The organism is Pseudomonas sp. Leaf59 (assembly GCF_920984685.1).
In the GTDB taxonomy this organism is placed as follows: Bacteria; Pseudomonadota; Gammaproteobacteria; order Pseudomonadales; family Pseudomonadaceae; genus Aquipseudomonas.
Genome location: NZ_CAKLBR010000007.1, coordinates 45,582 through 62,441, shown reverse-complemented (window position 1 = coordinate 62,441; position 16,860 = coordinate 45,582). Strand labels below are relative to the sequence as shown.

Below are 16,860 nucleotides of genomic sequence, written 5' to 3'. Positions count from 1 at the left end.
GTCATTCCCTTGAAAGTCAAAAGCTCTTGAAATACTCGAACGGATTACGGCAGGCATCGCAGTGGTAGAGCGCTTTGCAGCGGCTGCCTGAACACGGGTTTTGCAGCCGTGTCTGCGCCGCGCCGCAGTGGGGGCACTGCGGTCGGGGCGCGTCACTGGACGTGGGCCAGAACGTCAAGGTTTGCCACTCTGCGAGCACTGCCAGGGGCGGCGCGATACCCGCAGCGCGCATCTTTTCTCTGCCCTGCGCGGTGACCCACTCGGTGGTCCATGCCGGGTGCAGGCGAGTCTCGATGCACAGCGTCTGAATACCGTTTCGGTGCAGCGCATCACGCACGCTTTGCTCAATTTCACGGCGCGCCGGACAGCCGCTGTAGGTGGGTGTCAGCACCACGTTCAAGGCATCGGGTTGCCAGCGCACTTCGCGGACAATGCCCAGGTCAACGATGGATATGTAGGGCATTTCCGGGTCTGGAATCTCAGCTAACAGTGCCCAGATTCCCGACGTGCCCTGCTCCTGCGTGGCGTCCTGATGAGGGTTCACCATTGAGCCCCCGGATAACTGCGTGCCAGGTGCTGCATTTCCATCAGCAGCCCCACCAGCAATTCGCTGTGCTGGCCGTGTCTGCCACCTTGAACGCTGATCGCACTCGCCGGGTAGACCAGATTGCCTGCTGCCAGAACCTGCTCCACGTAGGCCTGCCACTGTGGTCGCAGTGCGGCCAGGTCGGCACCTATGCCAAGACGCACCATCTCGTGATCAACCGCGTCCATTGCAAACAGTTCGCCGACGTAGTCAACGCACTGTTCCAGCGCACGCTGAGCGTATCGATGACTGCGCTCGGTACCATCGCCCAGGCGCACTATCCACTGGCTGCTGTGCTGAAGATGGTAGGTGGCTTCCTTGCGCGCCTTGATTGCTATGGCGCTTATGCGCGGCTCCGTGGAGCGGGACAATTCGGTCAGAAGCAGGCAATGCCAGCTATCGAAAAGAAACTGCCGAACCTGGGTGTCCGCGAAGTTACCGTTGGGTTGCTCCACCAACAGCACATGTGTGAATTGATGGGCGTCGCGGTGGTAGGCCAGGTCATCCTCATCGCGAACGGGAACCATGCTGGCGCCGGCGTACTCCAGCCACAGCCTGGCTTGCCCCAGCAGATCGAGCGCGATGTTGCTCAGTGCGACGTCCTCTTCCAGCGTCGGTGCGTGCCCGCACCAGCCACACAGCTGCTGAGACAGGATCAGGGCGTTGTCGCCCAGGCGCAGCAGGTAGTCGGACAACGAGGTGTCGCAGGAGGCCGACAGGTTCATAGATGCTGCACTCCGTCGGGAACCGGGTAATAGGTCGCCTGGCGATAATCCTTGTCGTGAGCGGTTTCGAACCAGGCAGCCTGGTCTTGACCGGCGCTGCTGATCACGTGTTCGGAGGCCACGACCCACAGGCTGACAAACGCATCCCGCCGGGTGTACACGTCGCGCGCGTACTGCAGGGCCATCTGCGAATCACTGGCCTGGACGCTGCCGATATGACGGTGGGCAATACCGTTCTGGCTACGCACGAAAACTTCCCAGGTGTTCAGTTCATTCGGCATGCTCATCACCCCCGTTCGCAGATTGGGCTGCCTGTTTGGCGGCATGGCAGGCAGCGGCCTCGCGAACCCAGGCGCCCTGATCCCAGGAGCGCTGACGGCTGTTGAGGCGATGCCGGTTGCACTGCCCGTTACCCGCAATCACGCGCCGGAATTCAGACCAGTCGATAGGGCCGCTTTCATAGTGGCCCGTGTGCGGGTTCAGGTGCAGATCAGGGTCGGGCACGCTCAAGCCCAGGTGGTGAATCTGCGGGACCGTCTGGTCGATGAATTTCTGACGCAGGGTGTCGTTGGAGTACAGCTTGATGCCCCATTTCATCGATTGCCGGGAATGGGGTGAATCCGCATCCGGCGGACCGAACACCATCAGCGTCGGCCACCACCAGCGATCCAGTGCCTGCTGCGCCATCAGCCGTTGCTCGGGCGTGCCTTCCACCAGCTTGCGGACCAAATCAAAACCCTGGCGATGGTGAAAACTCTCTTCCTGGCAGATGCGCACCATGGCCCGGGCGTAGGGACCATAAGAGCTGCGAGACAGCGGGACCTGATTGACGATGGCAGCGCCGTCGGTCAACCAGCCGATCATGCCAACGTCTGCCCAGGTGAGCGCGGGATAATTGAATATGTTCAGGTACTTCGCGCGCCCGGCCAGAAGCTCCTGATACGCCTCGTCGCGATCGACACCCAGGCTTTCCAGCGCGCTGTAAAGATATTGGGCGTGACCGGCCTCGTCCTGAACCTTGGCCAACAGCACGCATTTACGGTGCAGGCTGGGCGCACGTGTCAGCCAGAAACCTTCGGGCAACATGCCCACGTATTCCGAGTGGGCATGCTGCGAGATCTGGCGCAGCAACGTGCGCCGGTAGCCTTCGGGCATCCAGTCCTGGGACTCGATTTTGTCGCCTCGGTCGATCCGCTGTGCAAACGCGGCCTCTGACACAGCACTGTCCTGACTCGATACGGTGCTCATGGCTGCAGATATTCCAGCAGGCTGACCGGCGTCGTCGCCAACGGCGGCTCACGCAGAAACTGGTTCCAGACCAGGTCGCTCAGCACTGAACGGTCGCCCTCGTCAAAGTCGCGCTGCCAGTTCCAGAAGTGCTCACGTATCTGGCGCTTGAGGATCTTTCCGGTCGAGCCGGCCGGCAGCGCATAAGTGTTTGCCAGAATGCCAGCACAGAGGGTGTAGCCTGGCAGCTCGCCTCGTCCCTGGAAGGGGTAGCAGGTCATGGCATGCTGCAGCACCTCATCGGCATCCACACCCGCGTCCTGCCCACGAACCAGTATCAGCACGGCTTCTTCACGGGTAGGTCCGCGGGACACCCCCACGACACTGACGTCGAACACGCCTGGCAGCGCCAGCAAATGCTCTTCGAGCAACAGGGTGTAGACAGAAACGCCAAGGTTGCTCGGCACGGTGTCAACGATGCGGTCAAGGTGAACGAATTCGCCATTGGCCATGCGCAAGCCCACGTCGCCTGTCAGCCAGTAATCGTTCAGTTCGGTCAGCGCCGTGAGATGCGGTTGACCGTAGTAGCCCGGTGTAACCGTGGGGGAGCGCACGCCGAAATAGCCCGCGGTGCCATCCGGCAACAATTCGCCCTGCGCTGAAAGAATGTCGCAGCGGGCATAGCTGGCGGCATGTCCGACGGTACGCTTGCTCGCGACGCTGCCCTCACGAGACACCTTGAAAAACTGCGACATCCCAAGCTCCGAGGCGCCGAACATGTCAGTGAATCGAGCCTCGGGCGCCAGACGCAACAACGCTCGAATATGCGCCTCGTGTGCGGTATCACCGGTGTTGTAGAAACGTTGAATACTGCCCAGGTAGCCATCAGGCAAATTCAGTTCGGCAAGGGAGGCATAACTCTGCGAAAACGCTGTCACGATCGTGGGCTGAAAGCTCGCCAGCATGTGAGCGAGCACCGAACCCGTTTGAGTATTGAGCGACAGGGTTGGCAACTGCAGCATCACGGCCGTCATCAGGTAACTGATACCGGCGGCATGAGTGGGCGGCATGGCGGTGGCCAGTTTGTCGTCGGGGCCTTCCACGAAGCTGCGCAGGCGCTCGCGCTTGCCATTGAAGAATTGTTCATGGCCGAACAGCACGGCTTTGGGAATCCCGGTGGTTCCCGAGCTGTGGCACACCATGATGATGTCTTCAGCTTTTCTCGTGACCGGCCAGCCTTGTTCGGGAACCGGCAGACAGGCGACTGGCGAGCCTTCGCGAAAGTGGGCATCCAGCACCGTCAGACCTTCGAGTTCTGTGGTCAGATTCCAGCGCGAGCGGGTCTCCTGATCGCACACAAATATATCGAACCGATTACGTTGTGCGTACAGCGTGGCGATGTCGGCGCGCAGATGCCCGTTGATCAACACGGGAACGCAACCCAACGTGCCCAACGCCAGAAAGTGCAGAAAAGACGGGATGCCATCTCCCAGATACAGACACACGTGACGCCCTGCACTCACCCCGCAGCCCAGGTACCAGCCTGCCAGTTGCTTCACCTGGTGGTGCAGGCTGTCCAGAGAGAATGCCTCGTGCGACTCACCACTGGGCCCCACGAACGCCTTCTCCAGGAACAGAAAATCAGCTTCAAGCCGACCGTAGGCTGCTACCGACTTGGACAGGAAGTTTCCTGCACCAAGTTCCGGATCTGCGAACAATGTGTCCCATGCCTGCTGCTGGGTAATCGGGTTCATCCTTGGATCTCTCGTGTGAAGTGAAATAGCTCAAACGTCTTTCGGGGGCACAGCCACAGGCTCGACGTCGCGCGGTGCGGCGTAGGCCAGATAGAGGAGGAAGGAGCAGGCACTGCAGGTCAGCACACTGAAGTTCAGGGCCAACTTCAGGCTTTGGAACAGCACCATGCTGATGGCGAACACCAGCAACAGGACACCGCTGACCCATGCGGTGCGACGCAGTTGAATGCCTGCCAACAGAAGAATGCCGAGCACTGCTTCCAGAATGTCGACGAACCAGGCCAGCGCGGGCACGGCCATGTCTGGTGCCCATGGCACCAACTTGGCCACGTGCAGATAAAAGCCTTGCATGCTGCCCCACGACACGCCGGGCTGACCCATCGCGCCCCAAAAGCCGAATCGATCGGCAACCGCAGAAAGGAATGCACTGGCTAATGCGACACGGGCAAGGATCAGCGCGAATTTCCAGGAGGGGTATACGGGCATGTCAGCTTCTCATTCTTGACTGGTCGTCCGATTCAGACGCCAGGGTGTCTTCGATGCGGCGACTGTAGGCCGATCTACCTGGCCGTTTAAGGGACAAGATTCGACAACTGGAACACGACAAGAAATCGAATTTGAAACAAGGCTGGGCGCCCGCAGCCTCGGGACTGACAACTCTTGTCATGGGCTGTTTTACGTTTTTTGCCCCTAGGAGAATCACTCACAGCAGCTAGGATGGTTGTCTCTGAAGTGTTGGCCGCAGGCCTGCTTCGTTCCCGATGAATGCTCAAAGAGGTAATTGCAATGTCGCGTAAAGTTCTGGTCGCAGGCGCATCCGGTGTCATCGGTACCGCCTTGATCAAGTTGTTGGTCGAGGCGCAATTCGAGGTGTACGGCACCACGCGTCACAGCGAGAAAGTGAAGGACATCGAAGCGGCAGGTGCAACGGCGGTGGTCGTTGACGTTTACGACGCGAAACGCCTGGAGGAAGCGTTGATTTCCATACAGCCCTGGGGGGTCGTGCATCAACTTACGGATCTGCCACGCGGGCTGAGTCCCGAGCTGATGGCCAAGGCCGTGGAAAACAACGCACGCATCCGCACCGAAGGGACGCACAATCTGGTGGCTGCGGCAAAGGCCGCGGGTGCCAGTCGCCTGGTCGCCCAAAGCATTGCCTGGGCCTACTGCCCAGGCGAAACGCCCTATCTGGAAACCCATCCCCTGGACGTAGAGGCCGAGGGTGCCCGCCGCATAAGTGTGGGAGGCGTGGCAGCATTGGAACATCAGGTACTGAGCGAACCCACACTGCATGGTACGGTTCTGCGTTATGGCCAACTGTACGGGCCCGGCACCGGCACGGATGAGCCCAGCGGTGCAAGTCCCGTGCATGTAAACGCCGCAGCGCGCGCCGCCTTGCTGGCCTTGCAGACAGAGGAAGGGGGTATTTTCAACATTACCGAGGACAATCCAACCGTCAGCAACGAGAAAGCCAAGCGCGTGCTGGGCTGGTCTGCCGAGGTGATAAAGGCTTGATCCTCACAGGTGCGGCGGACGTAAGGACAGCGCCCGCGTCCACCCGCGCCGCCAACACCAATGACCCGTAAAGCTGCACGGAGGTACATAACATGACGTCACTGGACACTGTTTTTCATGATTTGCACAACCAGGGCCTACTGATTCTGGCCAACGTAAGCGACGCAGGTGGCGCACGGATTGTGGAGTCACTGGGCGCCGCAGCAATCGCCACCACCAGTGCCGGTATGGCATGGTCGAATGGCTACGCAGACGGCAATCAGCTCCCTCTGGCACTGTTGGCCGCCAACGTTGAGTCCATGACGCGGGTGCTGCGTGTGCCGCTGACCGTGGACATCGAAGGCGGATACTCCGACGACCTGCAGCACGTTGCACACGTCATCGATGCCGTTGTCGCGGCAGGTGCGGTGGGGATCAATATTGAAGATGGCGTTGGGCCGCCCGAGCAACTGGTGCGCAAAATAAATGTCGCCCGGGAGGTAGCCGAAAAACGCGGCGTTAACTTGTTTGTGAATGCGCGCAGCGATGTTTACCTGAAAAACCTTTTGCCCAATGATCGAAAGCTCGAAGAGATCATCAGGCGTGCTGCGCTTTATGCAGAAGCGGGCGCCAATGGCTTGTTCGCCGTCGGGATGCTCGACCCGGCCGAGATAGGGATCCTGTGCAAAGAATCGAGCCTGCCCGTGAATCTTTTGGCGCGTGACGCCCTGCCCCCGCCGGATGAGCTGGCGCTTCTGGGCGTCAGGCGCTTGAGTGCAGGCTCAAGCATCGCGGAATTTCTATACGGAGCAATGGAAGGACTCGCGCGCTCATTTCAGGAACGCGGCAGGCTGGATACGCAGGCACTGAAGGGTTTCACGTATGGGGAGTTGAACGGCTTGATGCCTGAATAGAAAACCCTGGCAGCATCAATTCCCAACTGCCAGATTCAGAGCAAAAAAAAGGCGCCTCATGGAGGCGCCTTTTTTCTGAATATGGTCGGGGTAAGGGGATTCGAACTCCTGACATCCTGCTCCCAAAGCAGGCGCGCTACCGGACTGCGCTATACCCCGGTAAAAAAAAGGCGACCTTTCAGTCGCCTTCTTCGATCAGCGCTTTTGGCCTCTGATCTTAAGATTCGATTCCAGCGCTAACTGGTCTCAAAAATGGTGGGTCGTGTGGGATTCGAACCTACGACCAATTGGTTAAAAGCCAACTGCTCTACCAACTGAGCTAACGACCCAAATATGGTCGGGGTAGGGGGATTCGAACTCCCGACATCCTGCTCCCAAAGCAGGCGCGCTACCGGACTGCGCTATACCCCGGTTTGAAATTGGCTCCGTGACCAGGACTCGAACCTGGGACCCAATGATTAACAGTCATTTGCTCTACCGACTGAGCTATCACGGAACTGAATATTTCAAATTTTACTGCGGTGTAACTTCCTCTTCAGCCCCGTCCGTATCGCTACGTTAGTGCCTCTGAGGCGCGCTATTCTACAATCTTAAAAACCTCTGTCAACCCTTTAAATTGCTTTCAAGACAAGGATTTGCGCTTCTTTCTGATTTCTTCCTGGGGGGAAGAAACCCGTGGGCTGACATTGCTGCGGGGCGCACTTTACAAGCCTTTGCCTTACAGTTCAACGCCCTATCGAAAAAAAAGGCCCCGCAATGCGGGGCCTCTCTTTATTTGCGTACAGACCGGGCTTAATGGAAAACGATTTCGTCGTTCTCCACCGTCGCCTCGACGCTGGTGCCCGGCATGAAGCTGCCCGACAGGATCAACTGCGCCAGCGGGTTCTCGATCCAGCGCTGGATGGCGCGTTTGAGCGGCCGCGCGCCATACACGGGGTCGTAACCGACCGCGATCAGCTTGTCCAACGCCTCTCGGCTCAGCTCCAGCGACAGTTCTCGCTCGGCCAGACGTCCACGCAGGCGCCCCAGTTGGATCTCGGTAATGCCCGCGATCTGATCCCGCGCCAATGGCTCGAAGATCACCACCTCATCGACCCGGTTGATAAATTCCGGACGGAAGTGTGTGGTCAACGCATCCATGACCGCCGCACGCTGGGCTTCGCGATCACCCACCAATTCCTGGATCTGCGCCGAGCCCAGGTTGGAGGTCATCACGATCACCGTGTTGCGAAAGTCCACGGTACGCCCATGACTGTCGGTCAGGCGACCGTCTTCGAGCACTTGCAGCAAGATGTTGAACACATCCGGATGCGCCTTCTCGACCTCATCCAGCAGGATCACCGAGTAAGGCTTGCGCCGCACGGCTTCGGTCAGGTAACCGCCCTCTTCATAGCCGACATAGCCTGGCGGTGCGCCGATCAGGCGCGCCACCGAATGTTTCTCCATGAACTCGGACATGTCGATACGCACCATGGCCTCTTCGGTATCGAACAGGAACTCCGCCAGCGCCTTGCACAGCTCGGTCTTGCCCACACCGGTCGGGCCCAGGAACATGAATGAGCCGCTCGGACGGTTCGGATCGGACAACCCGGCGCGCGAACGCCGTACCGCGTTGGAGACCGCCACCACCGCCTCGTCCTGACCGATGACGCGCTGGTGCAACAGGTGCTCCATCTTCAGCAACTTGTCGCGCTCGCCTTCGAGCATTTTCGATACCGGGATACCGGTCCACTTCGAGACGACTTCAGCGATTTCTTCCTCGGTCACCTTGCTGCGCAGCAACTGGTTCTCGGACTTGCCGTGCTGGTCGACCATCTGCAGGCTGCGCTCCAGGTCCGGGATCACCCCGTACTGCAACTCGGCCATGCGGTTCAGGTCGCCTTTGCGGCGCGCAGCTTCCAGTTCCTGGCGTGACTGCTCGATCTTTTGCTGGATCTGCGCAGAGCCCTGCACTTCGGCTTTTTCCGAGGTCCAGATTTCTTCGAGGTCTGAATACTCGCGCTCCAGGCGCTGGATTTCTTCCTGGAGTTTTTCCAGGCGTTTCTTCGCAGCGTCGTCTTCTTCTTTCTTCAGGGCCTGGGATTCGACTTTCAGTTGAATCAGGCGCCGGTCCAGACGGTCGAGCACTTCCGGCTTGGAGTCGATCTCCATGCGAATGCGGCTGGCCGCTTCATCGATCAGGTCGATGGCCTTGTCCGGCAACTGCCGGTCGGTGATATAGCGATGGCTCAACTTGGCCGCCGCAATGATCGCGCCGTCGGTGATCGCCACCTTGTGGTGCACCTCGTAACGCTCTTTAAGGCCACGCAGGATTGCGATGGTGTCCTCTTCGCTCGGCTCCTCCACCAGCACTTTCTGGAAACGCCGCTCAAGGGCCGCGTCCTTTTCAATGTACTGGCGGTATTCGTTGAGCGTGGTTGCCCCGACGCAGTGCAACTCGCCGCGCGCCAACGCCGGCTTGAGCATGTTGCCGGCGTCCATGGAGCCCTCGCCCTTACCGGCGCCGACCATGGTGTGCAGTTCGTCGATAAACAGAATGATCTGCCCTTCCTGCTTCGACAGTTCGTTGAGCAGGGATTTCAGGCGCTCTTCGAACTCGCCACGGAACTTGGCGCCGGCGATCAGCGAGCCCATGTCCAGCGACAGCAGGCGCTTGCCCTTGAGGCCGTCCGGCACTTCGCCATTGATGATGCGCTGGGCCAGGCCTTCGGCAATCGCGGTTTTACCCACGCCAGGTTCGCCGATCAGCACCGGGTTGTTCTTGGTGCGGCGTTGCAAGACCTGAATGGTGCGACGGATCTCGTCATCACGGCCGATCACCGGGTCGAGCTTGCCCTCTTCGGCGCGCTTGGTCAGGTCGACAGTGTATTTGTCCAGGGCCTGACGCGACTCCTCATGATTGGGGTCGTTGACAGCATCGCCGCCACGCAGGTTGTTGATGGCATTTTCCAGGGCCTTCTTGCTCACGCCCTGCCCCAGCAACAACTTGCCGAGCTTGCTGTTCTCGTCCATGGCGGCGAGCAGCACCAGTTCGCTGGAGATGAACTGGTCGCCTTTCTGCTGGGCCAGGCGATCAGCCTGGTTGAGCAGGCGTGCCAGGTCCTGGGACATATTCACGTCGCCAGTGGGGTTCTGGATTTTTGGCAGTTGGTCGAGCTCTTTGCTCAGCTCCTTGCGCAGGCTGTTGACGTCAAAGCCCACCTGCATCAACAAGGGCTTGATAGAACCACCTTGTTGTTCCAGGAGTGCCTGCATCAGATGAGCAGGCTCAATCGCCGGATGGTCGAGGCCGACCGCCAGAGATTGGGAGTCCGATAAAGCCAACTGTAATTTGCTGGTTAAACGATCAATACGCATTAGTCACCTTCCTTTTGAGCAGGCCGGAGCTGTAAACACATCCTGAATGAAGAAACCTGCCAGATACCCTTATAGATGGGGTGGATTCTGGAAGATTCAAGCGGGCGACACGTGACGTGGATCAGGAGAGTCTAGCGTTCAAGCCAGATAAGGGAGGCAAATCGGCCGGTGCGAGGGCTGCGACGGTAGGAGAAGAAACGCGGGTCGGTCACGGTGCAAAAACCGCCGCCGTAGACCGCTGTTACGCCCCGAGCAGCAAGGCGCAGGCGGGCCAGTTCGTAGATGTCGGCCATGAACTTGCCGGGATTGCGACTGGGTACAAAGGCTCGTTCGGTGATCGGCAGTTGGTGCATGAACGCTTCGCGCACCTCCGGCCCCACTTCAAAGGCTTGCGGGCCGATTGCCGGACCGAGCCAGACCAATACGTCGGCCGGCTCGGTGGCCAGGCTTTCGACCGCCGTCTCCAACACGCCAGCCGCCAAGCCACGCCAACCGGCGTGGGCCGCCGCGACACGGGTGCCGGCGCGATTGCACAACAACGCCGGCAAGCAGTCGGCGGTCATGGCCGTGCAGGCGATACCCGGCGTGCTGGTCCAACTGCCATCGGCTTCGGCAATGCGACCAGGGTCTGCCTCGACCACGCTAACCCCATGGACCTGGCGTAACCAGGCCGGCTCGATAGCGAAGGCATCGGTAAGGCGCCGCCGATTTTCCAGCACGGCCTCTAGAACGTCGTCGACATGATCGCCCAGATTGAGGCTGTCGAACGGCGCCAGACTGACGCCGCCCGCCCGGGTGGTAACGCAGGCTTTAACCTGAGACGGCGCAGGCCAGTCAGGAATCAGCCAGTCACTCATCCGACAAACGCCTCGCGATCCTGCTTGAGCAACGACAACAACCAGACCAGATCGTCTGGAAGCGGCGATTCCCAGCTCATCCGCTTACCGCTCGTCGGATGATCCAGCTCCAGGAAGCGGGCATGCAGTGCCTGGCGCGGGAAAGTTTTCAGCGATTCAACCATGGTCTGGCTCGCCGCAGGAGGGATGCGGAAGCGACCGCCGTAGGCCGGATCACCGACCAACGGGAAGTTGATATGGGCCATATGCACGCGAATCTGGTGGGTACGCCCGGTTTCCAGCTTCACCCGCACATGGGTGTGGGAGCGGAAACGCTCCAGCACGCGGTAGTGGCTGACGGCCTGCTTGCCGCCTTCCATGACCGCCATGCGCTGGCGCTGCTGGCCGTGGCGACCGATGGGCGCGTTGATCTTGCCGCCCGCCACCACCACACCGATCACGATGCATTCGTAGATCCGGCTGACGCTGCGGCTCTGCAATTGAGTAACAAGCTGCGTCTGCGCCTGGATGGTCTTGGCCACCACCATCAGGCCGGTGGTGTCCTTGTCCAGGCGGTGCACGATGCCGCAGCGCGGGACGTTGACGATGTCCGGCACGTGGTGCAGCAAGGCATTGAGCAAGGTGCCATCAGCGTGCCCGGCGGCCGGATGAACCACCAGGCCTGCGGGTTTGTTGATGACCAGGATGTCGTCATCTTCATAGACGATATCCAGCTCGATGTCCTGGGCGACCCATTCTCCCTGGGCTTCCTGCTCGGCAGTCAGCTCAAGAATCGCACCGCCATGGACTATGTCTCGCGGGCGGATAACCGCTCCATCCACAGTCAGGCGGCCGTCTTTGATCCAGGCGGAAAGGCGCGAGCGCGAGTGCTCAGCGAATAATTGTGCGGCGACTTGATCGAGGCGTTGGCCGCCCAATTCGGACGGCACCTCTGCGCGAAGTTCAATTTTATCGGACATGCTCAGACTAGGCGTGGCACAGCCTTTGGTTTCGGCTGCGCGCTTGTGGTTAAATACGGCGTCTTTTGCCCCGAGGCTTTCAACGGGGCGCTCATCATAACAGGACGGCCCCGCCCAAGACAGCGGCCGTCATAGGGACGCAAGCCGCCATGCAAGTGAAACACCTGCTGCTGATCGCCATCCTCGCCATGACTGCTGCTTGCTCGTCAACAAAGGACGTCGTCGACGAAAACCTGAGCGAAGTCGAGCTGTACCAGCAAGCTCAGAAAGACCTGGACAATAATAGCTACACCAGTGCCACAGCCAAGCTGAAGGCCCTGGAGTCGCGTTATCCGTTCGGGCGCTACGCCGACCAGGCGCAGCTCGAGCTCATCTACGCGAACTACAAGAACGCCGAGCCGGAAGCTGCCAAGTCCGCTGCAGAGCGGTTCATCCGCCTGCACCCACAGCACCCGAACGTAGACTATGCCTACTACCTCAAGGGCCTGACCTCGTTCGATCAGGACGTAGGCCTGCTGGCGCGCTTCCTGCCGCTGGACATGACCAAGCGTGACCCGGGCGCTGCCCGCGACTCCTACAACGAGTTCGCCCAGCTGACCAGCCGCTACCCCAACAGCCGCTACGCGCCGGACGCCAAGCAGCGCATGATTTACCTGCGCAACCTGCTGGCGTCCTACGAGATCCACGTCGCCCACTACTACCTGACCCGTCAGGCTTATGTAGCGGCCGCCAACCGTGGTCGCTATGTAGTGGAAAACTTCCAGGAGACCCCTTCGGTGGGTGACGGCCTGGCGGTAATGACCGAGGCCTACCAGCGCCTGCACCTGGACGAGCTGGCCAACACCAGCCTGGAAACCCTGAAGCTCAACTACCCTGATCACCCAAGCCTGAAAGACGGTCAGTTCGTGCCTCAGGTGGCTGAAGCCGACAATCGTTCGTGGCTGAGCAAGTACACCCTGGGCCTGATCGACTCCCGTCCACCGCTGCCGCCGGGTGAAACCCGCGCCAACCAGGACGTGATCAAGCAGTACCAGGACGCCAAGGATGCCATTCCTTCCGAGCTCAAGCCCCATGACGAAAACGGTGACGTGATCGAGGAGCAGGAGCCACAGGCCCTGGGCAATAACCAGGACCGCTCGTGGTTCAGCTACATGACCTTCGGCGTGTTCGACTGACCTGTCCAACGCAACGCAAAAGGGAGCTCTCGGGAGCTCCCTTTTTCATGGGCGCGTATTTATGCACTGTGCGCCCGTCGCGTCCTTGGCTAAACTGCCGCATTCCCTGTCGAGAAACTGCCCATCATGGTTCGTCTACTGTTCTGGATTGCCGTCATTGCTGCCGCGGTATGGTTATGGCGCACGTTCAAAAGCCCGGCAGCTCGGCAGCAACGCCCCGGCGAGCCCGGCGCGGCGCTGATGGTGCGCTGCGCCCACTGTGGCGTGCATTTGCCGCAGGATCGCGCCATCAGTTCGCACCAGGACTGGTATTGCACCCAGGCGCACCTGGAGCAGGGGCCGAAATCTATCCAGCGTTGAGCCGACCTGCCGGCGCATAGGGCGCAGGGTCGATGATCGGCACCTGCTCAAGCAGCAAGTCCGCGAACAACTGACAGGATGCCGGGGCAAGCACCAGGCCATTACGGTAATGCCCGCAGTTGAGCCACAGCCCCTTGAAGCCAGGCACCTCGCCGATATACGGAATGCCCTCCGGCGAGCCTGGGCGCAAACCCGCCCAATGGCCAACCACTTCGGCATCCGCCAACCCGGGTATCAACTCCACAGCCGACGCCTTGAGACTGTCCAGCGCGAACCGGGTTGGCGTCTTGTCGAACCCTGCGTGCTCCAGGGTGCTGCCGATCAGAATGTGACCGTCGCGTCGGGGAATCGCATAACGCCCCTTGGCCAACACCATGCTCGATAAAAAGTCAGGCGCACAGCTGTACAGAATCATCTGACCCTTGACCGGCTCCACGGGCAGCAACAAGCCCAGTTTGGCCAGTAGCTCCCCGCTCCAGGCGCCGGCCGCGAGCACCACCTGATCACCCAGGATCGGACCCGCTGGCGTGTTCACACCCACCACGGTGTCACCGTCCAGAACGAACCCATCGACCTCGCACTGCTCTTGAATGGTCACACCCGGCAATGCCAACAACGCGGCCTTGAGGGATTTGACCAGGCGCGGATTGCGCACATTGGCCACGTTTGCCATGTAGATGGCCTGGGAGTAACCGCCGCCCAATGCGGGAACGGCATCGTGCGCCGCCGAAACATCGACTTTGCTCAACGGTCGCCCTTCGCGGGCTGCCCAGGCCAGCGCTGCGTCTTCGTCATCCAGGTCCAGCCAGTACAAACCGGTGGTGTACACCTCTGGATCGACGCCGGTTGCGGCAAATAATTGCGCTGCCAGCTGTGGATAAAAATCCTGGGACCAATGGGCCAGTGCAGTGACTGCCGGGCTGTAGCGCCAAGGGTACAGCGGCGAAACGATCCCGCCACCCGCCCACGAAGACTCCTGACCAAGGTCGGCGCGGTCCAACAAAACCACCGCCCGCCCTTGAGTGGCAAGGTTGAACGCCGTCAGCAATCCAATTACACCGCCGCCGACAATCACCACTTGCTGTTGCTTAGCCATTATTTGATCCAGCCAATAAAAGGGGAAAGGCGCGCCCGGCGCCCATTCTTCCTGCACGCTCATCACTGCCCCCAGCATGTCTTGCGCGACATGTCGGGAGTCGCCCCCGGGTTGGTGCGCTCCCCCGTGCTGGCGAGACCGAATGCCCCGCAGGGATCAGCCGCCATCACCGAATCGGCGACAGGCGTCGCGAGCAGGCTGAATGCGTAGAGATCCAATGCAGCCGTGATTCTATAGCGATCATTGCCATCACTGACGCCGCTCGCATCAATAAAGGTGCCGCTTCGGCTGTAAAAGCGCTCGAGATGCTGCGCCTGCTGCGTCAACAACGCGACGATTTCTGCACGGTATGCCTTTTTTACATGGCTGGTGTAGCCGGGATAGGCAATACCGGCCAGCAACGCGATGATCGCCACGGCGATCAGTAACTCGATCAGGGTAAATCCCCTGCTATCCCTGCCCATTTACACGCTCCCTAGTGCAATTGCCGCCACAGGACCCGCCGATACTGCGCGTCCTCCCCCTCTCCCACCTGCGCGTACATGGCCTCCAGCACGGTACGCACCTGCCCACTGATCCCCACGGCCGTGACCCGAAACAGCGGCGCCGCGGCCTGGGGCAGCAGATGCGGCAACCCCGTTGTCGGCCCCAGCGACTGAACCCCATAGAAACCGTTCGTCATGGCAAGCCATTTCACTGCCGAAACAGGATGGGTCCCAGGCCCCGTCACTGAAGCCGACTCCCCCGGTGGCCCACAGGTCATGACCGATGCGCACAACGGCCACGCGGCAGCGGCTCGACGCAGGCTCGACTCACCCAATCTCAGGCCGCTTTCGGCACTTTGCAGCGATTGATTGCGATGCCACGCACTGCCCGCGCTTTTCTGCTGCGACACAGCGTCCTGCATCGACGACAGGCCGGCCAGTGACAACAGCAGCAGGAATACCAGGCTGATCATTAACGCCATGCCCTTCTGCCGATGATCAATTGCGCACATACGCCCCTATCCCACCCGATTACGCAGCGCCGCAACGACGCTGTAGGTCTGGTTTTTCACGCGCCCGGTGGGGTCCTGCAGTGTCAGGCGGATACGCACGCTACGGATCAACGACTCGTCCGCCGGGCTCTGTTCATAACGCACAACATGGCGCGACTCGGATCGAGCGGCCACGCCAAAGCTCAAGTCGAACGCCTGCACGTTATCCACCAGCACCGTTTTCGCCGGAGCTGCCGGGGTGCTGACCTTCAACTGGCCCGACTCGAAGGTGTAGGTCAATTGCCGTATCGCGAAACGTATCTGCCCTGGGGTTAACGAAGGCGGTGCACCGGCAAAGGCTTGCGCATGGCCGGAACAGTCGGACAGCACCGTCCAATCCTGTAGGCCGTTGCCCTCTCCCACATCGGCCGTCACCAACGTCAGCGACTTCGAGCCTCCCGTCGCACGCCAACTGATCGGCCGATCAAACGCCACCGGCGCATTGTCGACAAACGCCGTGGCCTGGCAGCCAAACATGCCCACCTGCCGAATATCCTGAATCATTTTGCCGAGCACGAAGCGTGCATCATCCTGCAGCAGCATTGCCGCCTGCTGGCTGGCCTGGGACGCTCGAGCACTGATCGCCACATGGCTGACACCCAGGGTCAGCAGCAGGCCGACTGCCAACGCCAGCAGCATCTCCACCAGGCTGAAACCTCGAACAGCGCGATTCATCGGGTCACGTCCGCGTCGCCGCTGATGCGGCTGGTCAGGGTGAAGGTTTGCCGTGCCCCCTGGATGTTCGAGCCCCGCGTGTCATCCCAACTGAGACTGACGGTCACATCGCTACCGCGAATGGCGACCGCGCCTTTGGCACTTTCACCGGCAAACTCGGTGATGTTGGCGTCGAAATCATGCAAGTCGAGGTCACGCACACTGGCGCTCGAGCTGGCCGGTGGCGCGTGCTCGGTGCGCGCCCATGCGTAATCAGCCCCGGCATTGGCGCGCATGCGGTCCAGCATGTCGTAGGCGATAAAGCTGGCCTGACTGATCATGCGTGCGCTGTCGGTGTACTTGAGCGCGTTGAGCTGGACCACCGCCGCGCCCAGCAGGCCGACGGCGAGTATGAGCATCGCCACCAGCACTTCGATCAAGGTCATGCCCGCTTGGCACTTGGGGCAAAAGGGAGTTGGGCAGCCAGGCATTTACCGTCGTTATCCATGTCGAGGGCCGAAAACAAGCAGGAAGATCCTGCGGTGCGACCCAAGACTAGCGGCGCTTTTCGAACCCCGCCGCTGCCGGAACAAAGGGAAATACTTTGGACATGAAGGCCATCATTCAGCGCACGGACTGGCGCGCTATACCTGAACAGGCAACCTC

Annotated in this window: 18 protein-coding genes and 4 tRNA genes; 4 read left to right on the top strand and 18 right to left on the bottom strand. The window is 60.4% G+C overall.

The genetic code is table 11. The features are described from left to right. Positions 1–16: 16 nt before the first annotated feature. Genes paaD through LUB09_RS09960 form a run of 6 tightly spaced genes read right to left on the bottom strand, consistent with a single transcriptional unit; the run spans position 17 to position 4,778 of the window. Positions 17–547 carry a 1,2-phenylacetyl-CoA epoxidase subunit PaaD gene (gene paaD, locus LUB09_RS09985; protein WP_269325486.1) on the bottom strand — a complete coding sequence of 177 codons (531 nt, stop codon included), beginning with the start codon at positions 545–547 and terminating at the stop codon, positions 17–19. Continuing rightward, on the bottom strand, positions 541–1,311 hold the full coding sequence (paaC, locus tag LUB09_RS09980) for a 1,2-phenylacetyl-CoA epoxidase subunit PaaC (RefSeq protein WP_231422490.1): 771 nt from the start codon (positions 1,309–1,311) through the stop codon (positions 541–543). The genes paaD and paaC overlap by 7 nt, the downstream gene beginning before the upstream one ends. Beyond that, complete coding sequence (gene paaB / locus LUB09_RS09975) at positions 1,308–1,592, bottom strand: 1,2-phenylacetyl-CoA epoxidase subunit PaaB (RefSeq protein WP_231422489.1); 285 nt, start codon at positions 1,590–1,592, stop codon at positions 1,308–1,310. The genes paaC and paaB overlap by 4 nt, the downstream gene beginning before the upstream one ends. Next, positions 1,582–2,559 (bottom strand): 1,2-phenylacetyl-CoA epoxidase subunit PaaA, encoded by a 978-nt coding sequence (paaA, locus tag LUB09_RS09970; protein ID WP_231422488.1) that lies wholly within the window; start codon positions 2,557–2,559, stop codon positions 1,582–1,584. The genes paaB and paaA overlap by 11 nt, the downstream gene beginning before the upstream one ends. Next, positions 2,556–4,292: a class I adenylate-forming enzyme family protein gene (locus tag LUB09_RS09965; RefSeq protein WP_057006961.1), complete on the bottom strand. Its 1,737-nt coding sequence runs from the start codon at positions 4,290–4,292 to the stop codon at positions 2,556–2,558. The genes paaA and LUB09_RS09965 overlap by 4 nt, the downstream gene beginning before the upstream one ends. Positions 4,293–4,322: 30 nt before the next feature. Further along, entirely contained in the window at positions 4,323–4,778 is a 456-nt protein-coding gene (locus LUB09_RS09960) for a hypothetical protein (RefSeq protein WP_057006962.1), read from the bottom strand. Positions 4,779–5,078: 300 nt separating this feature from the next. On the opposite strand from LUB09_RS09960, the gene LUB09_RS09955 reads away from it, so the two are divergent. Continuing rightward, on the top strand, positions 5,079–5,807 hold the full coding sequence (locus tag LUB09_RS09955; RefSeq protein WP_231422487.1) for an NAD-dependent epimerase/dehydratase family protein: 729 nt from the start codon (positions 5,079–5,081) through the stop codon (positions 5,805–5,807). A 92-nt stretch (positions 5,808–5,899) separates the two neighbouring features. Beyond that, the gene (locus LUB09_RS09950; RefSeq protein WP_231422486.1) at positions 5,900–6,700 is read left to right on the top strand and encodes an isocitrate lyase/PEP mutase family protein; all 801 of its coding nucleotides are present in this window, start codon (positions 5,900–5,902) and stop codon (positions 6,698–6,700) included. Between the two features lie 82 nt (positions 6,701–6,782). Here the strand turns inward: LUB09_RS09950 and LUB09_RS09945 are convergent. The 7 genes from LUB09_RS09945 to rluD form a co-directional block, all read right to left on the bottom strand. After that, a tRNA-Pro gene (locus LUB09_RS09945) sits at positions 6,783–6,859 on the bottom strand. Between the two features lie 94 nt (positions 6,860–6,953). Next, positions 6,954–7,029 (bottom strand) — tRNA-Lys (locus LUB09_RS09940). A gap of 5 nt (positions 7,030–7,034) precedes the next feature. After that, positions 7,035–7,111 (bottom strand) — tRNA-Pro (locus LUB09_RS09935). A 9-nt stretch (positions 7,112–7,120) separates the two neighbouring features. Continuing rightward, a tRNA-Asn gene (locus LUB09_RS09930) sits at positions 7,121–7,196 on the bottom strand. A gap of 296 nt (positions 7,197–7,492) precedes the next feature. Then, positions 7,493–10,057: an ATP-dependent chaperone ClpB gene (clpB, locus tag LUB09_RS09925; protein ID WP_057006965.1), complete on the bottom strand. Its 2,565-nt coding sequence runs from the start codon at positions 10,055–10,057 to the stop codon at positions 7,493–7,495. 131 nt (positions 10,058–10,188) lie between these two features. After that, positions 10,189–10,914, bottom strand: coding sequence for a peptidoglycan editing factor PgeF (gene pgeF, locus LUB09_RS09920; RefSeq protein ID WP_231422485.1), 726 nt, complete (start codon positions 10,912–10,914; stop codon positions 10,189–10,191). After that, the gene (gene rluD, locus LUB09_RS09915; RefSeq protein WP_015371141.1) at positions 10,911–11,873 is read right to left on the bottom strand and encodes a 23S rRNA pseudouridine(1911/1915/1917) synthase RluD; all 963 of its coding nucleotides are present in this window, start codon (positions 11,871–11,873) and stop codon (positions 10,911–10,913) included. The genes pgeF and rluD overlap by 4 nt, the downstream gene beginning before the upstream one ends. A 149-nt stretch (positions 11,874–12,022) precedes the next feature. On the opposite strand from rluD, the gene LUB09_RS09910 reads away from it, so the two are divergent. Both LUB09_RS09910 and LUB09_RS09905 read left to right on the top strand, forming a co-directional pair. Then, the gene (locus LUB09_RS09910) at positions 12,023–13,048 is read left to right on the top strand and encodes an outer membrane protein assembly factor BamD (RefSeq protein WP_004372374.1); all 1,026 of its coding nucleotides are present in this window, start codon (positions 12,023–12,025) and stop codon (positions 13,046–13,048) included. 126 nt (positions 13,049–13,174) lie between these two features. Continuing rightward, positions 13,175–13,408: a PP0621 family protein gene (locus tag LUB09_RS09905; RefSeq protein ID WP_231422484.1), complete on the top strand. Its 234-nt coding sequence runs from the start codon at positions 13,175–13,177 to the stop codon at positions 13,406–13,408. Here LUB09_RS09905 and thiO read toward each other — a convergent pair. From thiO to pilV, 5 genes are all read right to left on the bottom strand, one after another. Next, positions 13,395–14,504 (bottom strand): glycine oxidase ThiO, encoded by a 1,110-nt coding sequence (thiO, locus tag LUB09_RS09900; RefSeq protein WP_231422483.1) that lies wholly within the window; start codon positions 14,502–14,504, stop codon positions 13,395–13,397. The genes LUB09_RS09905 and thiO overlap by 14 nt on opposite strands. Positions 14,505–14,566: 62 nt before the next feature. Beyond that, entirely contained in the window at positions 14,567–14,968 is a 402-nt protein-coding gene (locus LUB09_RS09895; RefSeq protein ID WP_231422482.1) for a type IV pilin protein, read from the bottom strand. A gap of 11 nt (positions 14,969–14,979) precedes the next feature. Next, a complete protein-coding gene (locus LUB09_RS09890) occupies positions 14,980–15,471 on the bottom strand; it encodes a pilus assembly PilX family protein (protein WP_231422481.1) in 492 nt (163 codons plus the stop codon). Between the two features lie 36 nt (positions 15,472–15,507). After that, the gene (locus LUB09_RS09885; RefSeq protein WP_231422480.1) at positions 15,508–16,215 is read right to left on the bottom strand and encodes a PilW family protein; all 708 of its coding nucleotides are present in this window, start codon (positions 16,213–16,215) and stop codon (positions 15,508–15,510) included. Then, positions 16,212–16,685, bottom strand: coding sequence for a type IV pilus modification protein PilV (pilV, locus tag LUB09_RS09880; RefSeq protein WP_269325485.1), 474 nt, complete (start codon positions 16,683–16,685; stop codon positions 16,212–16,214). The genes LUB09_RS09885 and pilV overlap by 4 nt, the downstream gene beginning before the upstream one ends. Positions 16,686–16,860: the final 175 nt, after the last annotated feature.

Bases quoted from the DNA above. Each gene is read 5' to 3' on its own strand.
- LUB09_RS09950 (WP_231422486.1), top strand. From the start codon at position 5,900: ATGACGTCACTGGACACTGTTTTTCATGATTTGCACAACCAGGGCCTA.
- pgeF (WP_231422485.1), bottom strand. From the start codon at position 10,914: ATGAGTGACTGGCTGATTCCTGACTGGCCTGCGCCGTCTCAGGTTAAA.
- LUB09_RS09955 (WP_231422487.1), top strand. From the start codon at position 5,079: ATGTCGCGTAAAGTTCTGGTCGCAGGCGCATCCGGTGTCATCGGTACC.
- LUB09_RS09910 (WP_004372374.1), top strand. From the start codon at position 12,023: ATGCAAGTGAAACACCTGCTGCTGATCGCCATCCTCGCCATGACTGCT.
- thiO (WP_231422483.1), bottom strand. From the start codon at position 14,504: ATGGCTAAGCAACAGCAAGTGGTGATTGTCGGCGGCGGTGTAATTGGA.
- paaD (WP_269325486.1), bottom strand. From the start codon at position 547: ATGGTGAACCCTCATCAGGACGCCACGCAGGAGCAGGGCACGTCGGGA.
- LUB09_RS09895 (WP_231422482.1), bottom strand. From the start codon at position 14,968: ATGGGCAGGGATAGCAGGGGATTTACCCTGATCGAGTTACTGATCGCC.
- LUB09_RS09965 (WP_057006961.1), bottom strand. From the start codon at position 4,292: ATGAACCCGATTACCCAGCAGCAGGCATGGGACACATTGTTCGCAGAT.
- rluD (WP_015371141.1), bottom strand. From the start codon at position 11,873: ATGTCCGATAAAATTGAACTTCGCGCAGAGGTGCCGTCCGAATTGGGC.
- LUB09_RS09960 (WP_057006962.1), bottom strand. From the start codon at position 4,778: ATGCCCGTATACCCCTCCTGGAAATTCGCGCTGATCCTTGCCCGTGTC.
- paaB (WP_231422489.1), bottom strand. From the start codon at position 1,592: ATGCCGAATGAACTGAACACCTGGGAAGTTTTCGTGCGTAGCCAGAAC.
- LUB09_RS09905 (WP_231422484.1), top strand. From the start codon at position 13,175: ATGGTTCGTCTACTGTTCTGGATTGCCGTCATTGCTGCCGCGGTATGG.
- paaC (WP_231422490.1), bottom strand. From the start codon at position 1,311: ATGAACCTGTCGGCCTCCTGCGACACCTCGTTGTCCGACTACCTGCTG.
- pilV (WP_269325485.1), bottom strand. From the start codon at position 16,685: ATGCCTGGCTGCCCAACTCCCTTTTGCCCCAAGTGCCAAGCGGGCATG.
- clpB (WP_057006965.1), bottom strand. From the start codon at position 10,057: ATGCGTATTGATCGTTTAACCAGCAAATTACAGTTGGCTTTATCGGAC.
- LUB09_RS09885 (WP_231422480.1), bottom strand. From the start codon at position 16,215: ATGAATCGCGCTGTTCGAGGTTTCAGCCTGGTGGAGATGCTGCTGGCG.
- paaA (WP_231422488.1), bottom strand. From the start codon at position 2,559: ATGAGCACCGTATCGAGTCAGGACAGTGCTGTGTCAGAGGCCGCGTTT.
- LUB09_RS09890 (WP_231422481.1), bottom strand. From the start codon at position 15,471: ATGGCGTTAATGATCAGCCTGGTATTCCTGCTGCTGTTGTCACTGGCC.